The organism is Nitrobacter sp. (genome assembly GCF_051535215.1).
In the GTDB taxonomy this organism is placed as follows: Bacteria; Pseudomonadota; Alphaproteobacteria; order Rhizobiales; family Xanthobacteraceae; genus Nitrobacter.
On the sequence record NZ_JBPPLY010000037.1, the window covers coordinates 1 to 5825 of the forward strand.

At 62.8% G+C, this 5825-nt stretch carries 7 protein-coding genes and 1 pseudogene; all 8 read right to left on the minus strand.

Annotated elements, in window-relative coordinates; genetic code table 11:
* A partial coding sequence (locus ACS3WB_RS16285) for a TonB-dependent receptor plug domain-containing protein (protein ID WP_438276519.1) occupies positions 1-245 on the minus strand: 245 nt, incomplete at its 3' end.
* A gap of 105 nt (positions 246-350) precedes the next feature.
* Positions 351-617 (minus strand): annotated as a pseudogene (locus ACS3WB_RS16290) (STN domain-containing protein); the annotation flags it as partial.
* A 183-nt stretch (positions 618-800) separates the two neighbouring features.
* A complete protein-coding gene (locus tag ACS3WB_RS16295) occupies positions 801-1760 on the minus strand; it encodes a FecR family protein (protein WP_438276520.1) in 960 nt (319 codons plus the stop codon).
* Positions 1761-1863: 103 nt separating this feature from the next.
* Entirely contained in the window at positions 1864-2367 is a 504-nt protein-coding gene (locus tag ACS3WB_RS16300; protein WP_438276521.1) for an RNA polymerase sigma factor, read from the minus strand.
* A 380-nt stretch (positions 2368-2747) separates the two neighbouring features.
* Positions 2748-3254, minus strand: coding sequence for a DUF3016 domain-containing protein (locus ACS3WB_RS16305; RefSeq protein ID WP_438276522.1), 507 nt, complete (start codon positions 3252-3254; stop codon positions 2748-2750).
* Between the two features lie 78 nt (positions 3255-3332).
* Positions 3333-4130 carry a TonB family protein gene (locus ACS3WB_RS16310; protein WP_438276523.1) on the minus strand — a complete coding sequence of 266 codons (798 nt, stop codon included), beginning with the start codon at positions 4128-4130 and terminating at the stop codon, positions 3333-3335.
* A 484-nt stretch (positions 4131-4614) separates the two neighbouring features.
* Positions 4615-5076, minus strand: coding sequence for a hypothetical protein (locus tag ACS3WB_RS16315; protein WP_438276524.1), 462 nt, complete (start codon positions 5074-5076; stop codon positions 4615-4617).
* Positions 5077-5138: 62 nt separating this feature from the next.
* Positions 5139-5825 (minus strand): invasion associated locus B family protein (locus ACS3WB_RS16320; protein ID WP_438276525.1); only part of this gene is annotated, 687 nt, incomplete at its 5' end.

Here is a 5825-nt window from a genome sequence, read left to right on the forward strand (position 1 = left end):
CCGTCATACTGAAAACTCCGAACGGGAAAACCACGGGCATAGAAAGTGATCCGCTCACCTCCGGCGTTCACGGTGCTGAGGCCCGGCGTGTGATTGACCACTTCATCAACCGACTTCAGGCCGAAATCCTCGATCTGCTGACGGGTAATGACGCTGATCGACTGCGGCGTCTCGCGCGGAGTGAGTTGAAGCTTTGTTGCGGTCGCCGTTACGCTCGGCGTATAGGAGCCGGTGCCTTCGGTCATGCCGGGATCGCTCCCGGCGCCCTGCACGTCGATGGTATCGAGCGAGATCGCGCCCGCGACATTTGCGCCGCCCGCGGCGGTCGTTGTACCGGGGCGTTCGATGGCGACGGTTCGTGCATTGGTGAAGTGCCAGGTCAGACCTGAACCTTGCAGGAGCCGTCCGAGCGCCTGACCGGCATTGATACGGCCGGCAACGCCGGGCGAACGTTTGCCGGAAGCGATCTCGGGCAGATAGGTAATCTGCAGGGCAGCCTGCCGTCCGATGCCGCGAGCGCACCGGACAACGGGCCGGGCGGGATATCGAATGACGTCGCTTGCGCGGTTTGTGCCGTGGCATGCCCCGCTATGCCGGCTAATGTGAGCCCGACGCAGGCTGTGCCCGCCAGCGCCGCACTCAGGAACCTTGCCCGCAGCCGCCGCACATTACCCCTGTTGTCAGTCCGCCCTATCATGACGCCCCCAGTCGTTTGTCCTGAGAGACCGCTGCTCGATTGGCGGCGGCCTCATCAGGTGAAACGACCGGAGCGTTCTGATTTTCTCCCCCGGGATGCTTTTTTAGATCGGGGAAATGATGGTCAGCCACGGCGAGAGCTGACGAACCTTTCCGCCATAGGGGTGAACGACCGCTTCGAGCGCCGTGATCGGATCGTGGAGATCGAACACGCCACTGATCCGCTCCGCGCCGAAGCGCGGATCCGCAAACACGATACGGCCGGGCTGCCAGCGCGCGATCCTGGCAACAACAGACGAGATCGTCTCGCGCTCGGAGACGATGATGCCGTCGCGCCACGCCGCGATCTGGCTTCTTTCGCGGTGGCCACGTTCGACGACGTGAGTCTTACCGTCCAATGCAAGCCATTCACCTTGCGCGAGCTTCTCGCCGAGAGCGAGAGGCGAATCCGGAGCCGCAACTTCAACGACGCCATCATGAACTGAAACGCCGATAAACCCGGCATCGCTGCTCACATCGAAGGCCGTGCCGAGCGCCGTGGCTGTCACATCCGCCACCGCTGCCTGAAACGGGCGCGCGGCGTCTTTCGCCACATCGAAGAACGCCATTCCGGACAGGAGCCGGACCCGCCTCAGCGACGGCATGAAATCCGTCTGGATCGCGCTGTCGGGACCGAGCGTGACGACGGTGTGGTCCGACAGGACAACGTTGCGAACCTCTGCCGTCGTGGTTTTGTAATCGGCCCGGAGGCGAACGAGAACGTCCGGCCCGTAAAGCGCGCCCGCTCCAAGCACGGCAAGGCCGGCGACGCCGCCTGTGATGACGGTGCGCCGCGATACCGTCTTTGTCTCCTGCGCGGCCTTACGGCGATCTTCGAGCACCTGGCCCGCCATGCCGTGGATCTCTGCAACTTCAGACCACGCCGCCTCATGTTCCGGCCCCCGCGCCCGCCAGCGTTGCACCAGCTCGCGCGCAACCGGGTTTGCAGGGTCGTCCTGCAAACGAATGATGAGATCGAGTGCCTCCTCGAACAGTTTGTCGTCGTGCGGTTCTTCTTCCGTCATTCGACCGCAAGGCCCCTGTCGCCATCGCGTGATAAGCGCGCCGAATCCGTACTTACATTATCTAGAACGATGACAGGGGAGCAATTTTCTCCCGGCGACGTGCCTAAATCGCGTCGTCGTTCAGACGTTCGCGAAGATGCCGGTAGGCGCGGCGGATCAGCATCCATGTCCGCGAGGTGGAGAGTCCGAGCTCGACGGCAACCTCCGCCATGGTCTTCTCGCCCATCCGGTGCATCTCGAAGGCGCGGCGCGTCTTCTCCGGCAGTTCCAGCATCGCTCGTTCGACGATCTGCAAGCGCTGCCGGTCGTAGACGACGACCTCCGGCGATGGCGCGGTGTCGGCGACCTGCCGGATCTCCTCGTCCGGAAGATAGACGTTCAGCATCCTGCGCTCGCGCCGCTTGAGATCCACGGAGAGATTGTGCGCCACCCGGTGCAAATAGGCCCGTGGATTGTCGTCGCCGCTGCTCGGCGTTGCTGTCAACAGGCGGACGAAGGCGTCCTGGGTCAGATCAGCAGCAGCTTCCGGATTATGGCCGCGTCGACGCAAAAAACGGTCAATCTCGCGCGCATGCCGCCGGAACAGATTCTGAATATCCCAGATCATGAATGCCTCGCGGCAGACGACCCGCGCCATGCAACAAAGCAAGCGGATTCCGGTCTGACAAAATCCAGCCAGCGCCGCTGAAGTCTGGACTTCCGGTCGACAATGAAAACCGCAATCTCCGTCATGATGCCGATGCGTCCGCGAGAGCCCAAGCTGACCAAATGCCGGACGCGATTTAAGCGCTTCCAGCGACCGAGCCATAAGAGCTTTCAAATTCCCAGACAACGACAATAATCTAGACGAGTTCTAGAGCGGTGCTCCGCCGACGCAAAGCTGGCACGCGCACAAGGGCGGTTCCTGCGCGGAGGGGTTTGGATCGTGCATGACGATCAACGTGCTCTGCCGATCAACTCTCTCGTTCCGTCCGAACCACCGGCATGTCAGAACCGGTGAGGTCGATCGATCTGCCGGCCGGGGAAGATGCGCCGGAACCAGTCATCCAGCAGCGCTTTTTCGTAAACGTAAGGGTCGCTGGAAAGATGCGCGGAAGGATTCATCTGATAGTTGATATCGCTGAGGGTCTCCTCGCCGCTCCGTATGTGCCGGCCTCTTTCGGTCAGAGCATAGCGCAGCTTGATTCTGGGCGGCGTCACGCCACGCATTACCCGCAAATCGGAAGGGCCAAAGCGCAATGGTTCATTCTGACCGGCAAGATCGATATCCAGAACGTCGATGCTGAGGGTCTGCCCGGGCACGAGGTATCGCTTGCCGAGGCGATTGAGATGAGCGCGCAACGCGGCTTCGGTCGACGCGCGCGAGGACTCAAACGAGCCGGCATCGGTATAGCGGTCCGAGCCGATGAAACGCACCTGCACTCCGGCGAAGCTCGATGCCGGCGCAAGGATGACAATAGCAAGAACCACAGCAAGGCTAAAATTCCGGCGCATTGTTTCACCTTTCAGGCTTGTATCGACAGGACATAAGCACGGAAGGTGAGCGATCCAGATATGCGGGCCCCCGGCGGACTACATCCGGAACCGGACCGGAACCACGAGCTGGACGACTTGCGCACCGAGTTCTGCTGGCGCAGGCGGCAATGGAGATGCGCGCGCGATCATCGCAAAGGCTTCGTCGTCGAGTTCGGGGAATCCGGAAGATCGGACCAGATGATATCCGAGCACCCGGCCATTGCGATCCATGCCGAAACTCAAGAGCGCCGTTCCTTCCATGCCTTTTGCACGCGCCGCATTTGGATATTGCTTGTAGCGATCGAGATGGGACAGCAGCCGCGCTTTCCAGGCCGACGGCACATCGACTGACGCTGGAACAGGGTTGCCCATTCCGCTCGACGCGCTCTCCCGGTTGTCGATGGCGGCCGGCGATTGTGTGACCTCCACACGTGTCGACGTCGGCATTGGGCGCACGGCCGGCAAGGGAGGCACGGTCATCCTTGAAACGGGTTTCGGACGCGGCGCCGGTATCGCCGCCGGTTCACGCGTGGCTGTCGTATCCTCTCGTTCCGTGACCTGCAGCGGATTTTGGTCGGACACGGCTGGTTGAGGAGATATGGCAGCGACGGCCAATGCCTGTTCGACTGCTGCCGCCTGTTGCGGCTCGGCAATGGCTGCGCTTTTCGGAGGAGCGACGACAATTTCGACCGCGATCGGACCAGAGGGTTCGTCGACGACCTGCTTGCCACTCGGATCGTATGCCAGCGCGGCCAACGCCGCGATATGCGCAGCAAGAGCGATGCAGGTTGCAGCGCTACGCGCAGCGAAGCGAAGCGTCCCGCCGCCCTGTGCGATGGCGGCCGGGTCTCGCATCACACGCGACCCGTCGCTCGAATGACGTGCCGAACGGCGCGACGCGTGGCTCTAGGCGGCCTGCGTTCGACGTCGGGAAATGGTCGCCATCCACAAGGATGAATGCCGTTGCGACAGTGTCCGTCGCAGGCTTGTCCAGAGGTCGATCCGGCAACAGCGCGTGCCTGCAACAGGCGGCAAAATACTCCCGTCGTAACATGACGAAGATTGCCGGGAGCGGCATCCACAGCGTTCTGCATTGTATCGCGCTTTCTTTCGTCCCCCCCGTTCGGGGGACAACAACGACACGCGCGCAACTGCGCCTTTCACGAGAGCACAGAAACTACCTACTCCGCGCGTGCCTTCCCTTCAAGGCGTTGCGGGAGCTGCAAAACTTGAATGGTTCGAAACTATGCGGTTCCCTCGGCGGAGGGTAATCGCGTCGGCATCTCTCTGTTGCGGAGCACCGAGTGTCGGAAGCTTCGCAAAACGCGATGCGCAAAACCTATTCCGGTTGTTTCAGCGCTGCGCCGCGTTCTTCGAGCCAGAGGCGGATCTGGTTTGCGGTGACTGAGCCCACGCCGGGCTCGGACAACAATTCGTCCCAAGTGTAGGCTTCCGCGATCTCGACGAGGTGGCGGCTGCGTTTGGCCACGGTCCGGCCTCCGAGTGAAGCGTGGCGGCCATGCAGCAGCACCTCGACGGCACGGCGTGGCAGATTGCGGCACGGCGTTTTCTCGCTCGGCTTCGGACAGAAGGCCCGCACGTCATGCTCCTCGATATCGAGGACAACGGCGATGCGGCGATGATCCATGCCGAGCGCGCGCAGCACCGTCACCTCGTCGCGCAGCCATGCGAGGAAGCGGCGGCGATTGTAATCGCCCCGCCGGGGCTGCGGCTTCGATTTGCGCTGTGGCGGCGGCGGTGGCGTTTGTTGAAGCGATACGTCCTTGACCAGCGTCAGCATGGGCAATCTCCTCGCATGATGGCCGGAGCGGTGTTGTGATCCCGTTATGATTCCGATCCCCGCTATCTCGCGAGGTCCGCGGCACGCGCCAGCGCCGCGCCAAAGCCGTCCAGCGAGACGTTGAAGGTGACGGGTTCATTGGTGGAAAGGTTGAGCGAGGCGATGACCAGCTTTGTTCCCTTGCGCATGGCGTCGGTGGCGGCGGTCGGGAAGCTCACCGGCAACAGGCAGCCCTGCGGCCCGCAGGTGGAGAACCGCAAGCCCTTGCCGAGATCCTTGTCGTCGAGCTTGAGCAGCGCGCCGGCGTCCAGATTGAGCCCGAACGGCATCAGCACGGTGCCCTCGGTCTTGCCGCCGGCGGGAGAACGCAGTTCGATGGCAAACACACGCTGCCCGGTCTCCTTGTTACCCTGCGCCTGCGACAGGACGCATCGCTTCTGCCGCTCGACGATGCGGCAATCGACAGTCCAGTCGCCGTAGCTCTCGTTGATCGAGGATGCGCCGTTCGGCAACGTCGCGACAGGTCCCGCCGGCTGCTGCACCGACGGCGCCTGTGCGCGGACGGCGGGAGCAGGACGCGGCGCGGACGGAAGTTGTTGCTGCGCGAGGGCTGCGGTCGCAACGGTCGCTGCGATTGCTGGGAGGGATGCAAACAGGATTGAACATGAGCGTTTGGAGCGGGTCATCGTGAGAACCTGATGGGGACGGCGAGCGTGATGGAGCCGCCGCCGATGTTGGGCGGCGGGGCG

What these genes read in the sequence shown, in the direction of transcription:
- ACS3WB_RS16300 (WP_438276521.1), bottom strand. Translation starts at nt 2,367, where the DNA reads ATGATCTGGGATATTCAGAATCTGTTCCGGCGGCATGCGCGCGAGATT.
- ACS3WB_RS16295 (WP_438276520.1), bottom strand. Translation starts at nt 1,760, where the DNA reads ATGACGGAAGAAGAACCGCACGACGACAAACTGTTCGAGGAGGCACTC.
- ACS3WB_RS16315 (WP_438276524.1), bottom strand. Translation starts at nt 5,076, where the DNA reads ATGCTGACGCTGGTCAAGGACGTATCGCTTCAACAAACGCCACCGCCG.
- ACS3WB_RS16305 (WP_438276522.1), bottom strand. Translation starts at nt 3,254, where the DNA reads ATGCGCCGGAATTTTAGCCTTGCTGTGGTTCTTGCTATTGTCATCCTT.
- ACS3WB_RS16310 (WP_438276523.1), bottom strand. Translation starts at nt 4,130, where the DNA reads ATGCGAGACCCGGCCGCCATCGCACAGGGCGGCGGGACGCTTCGCTTC.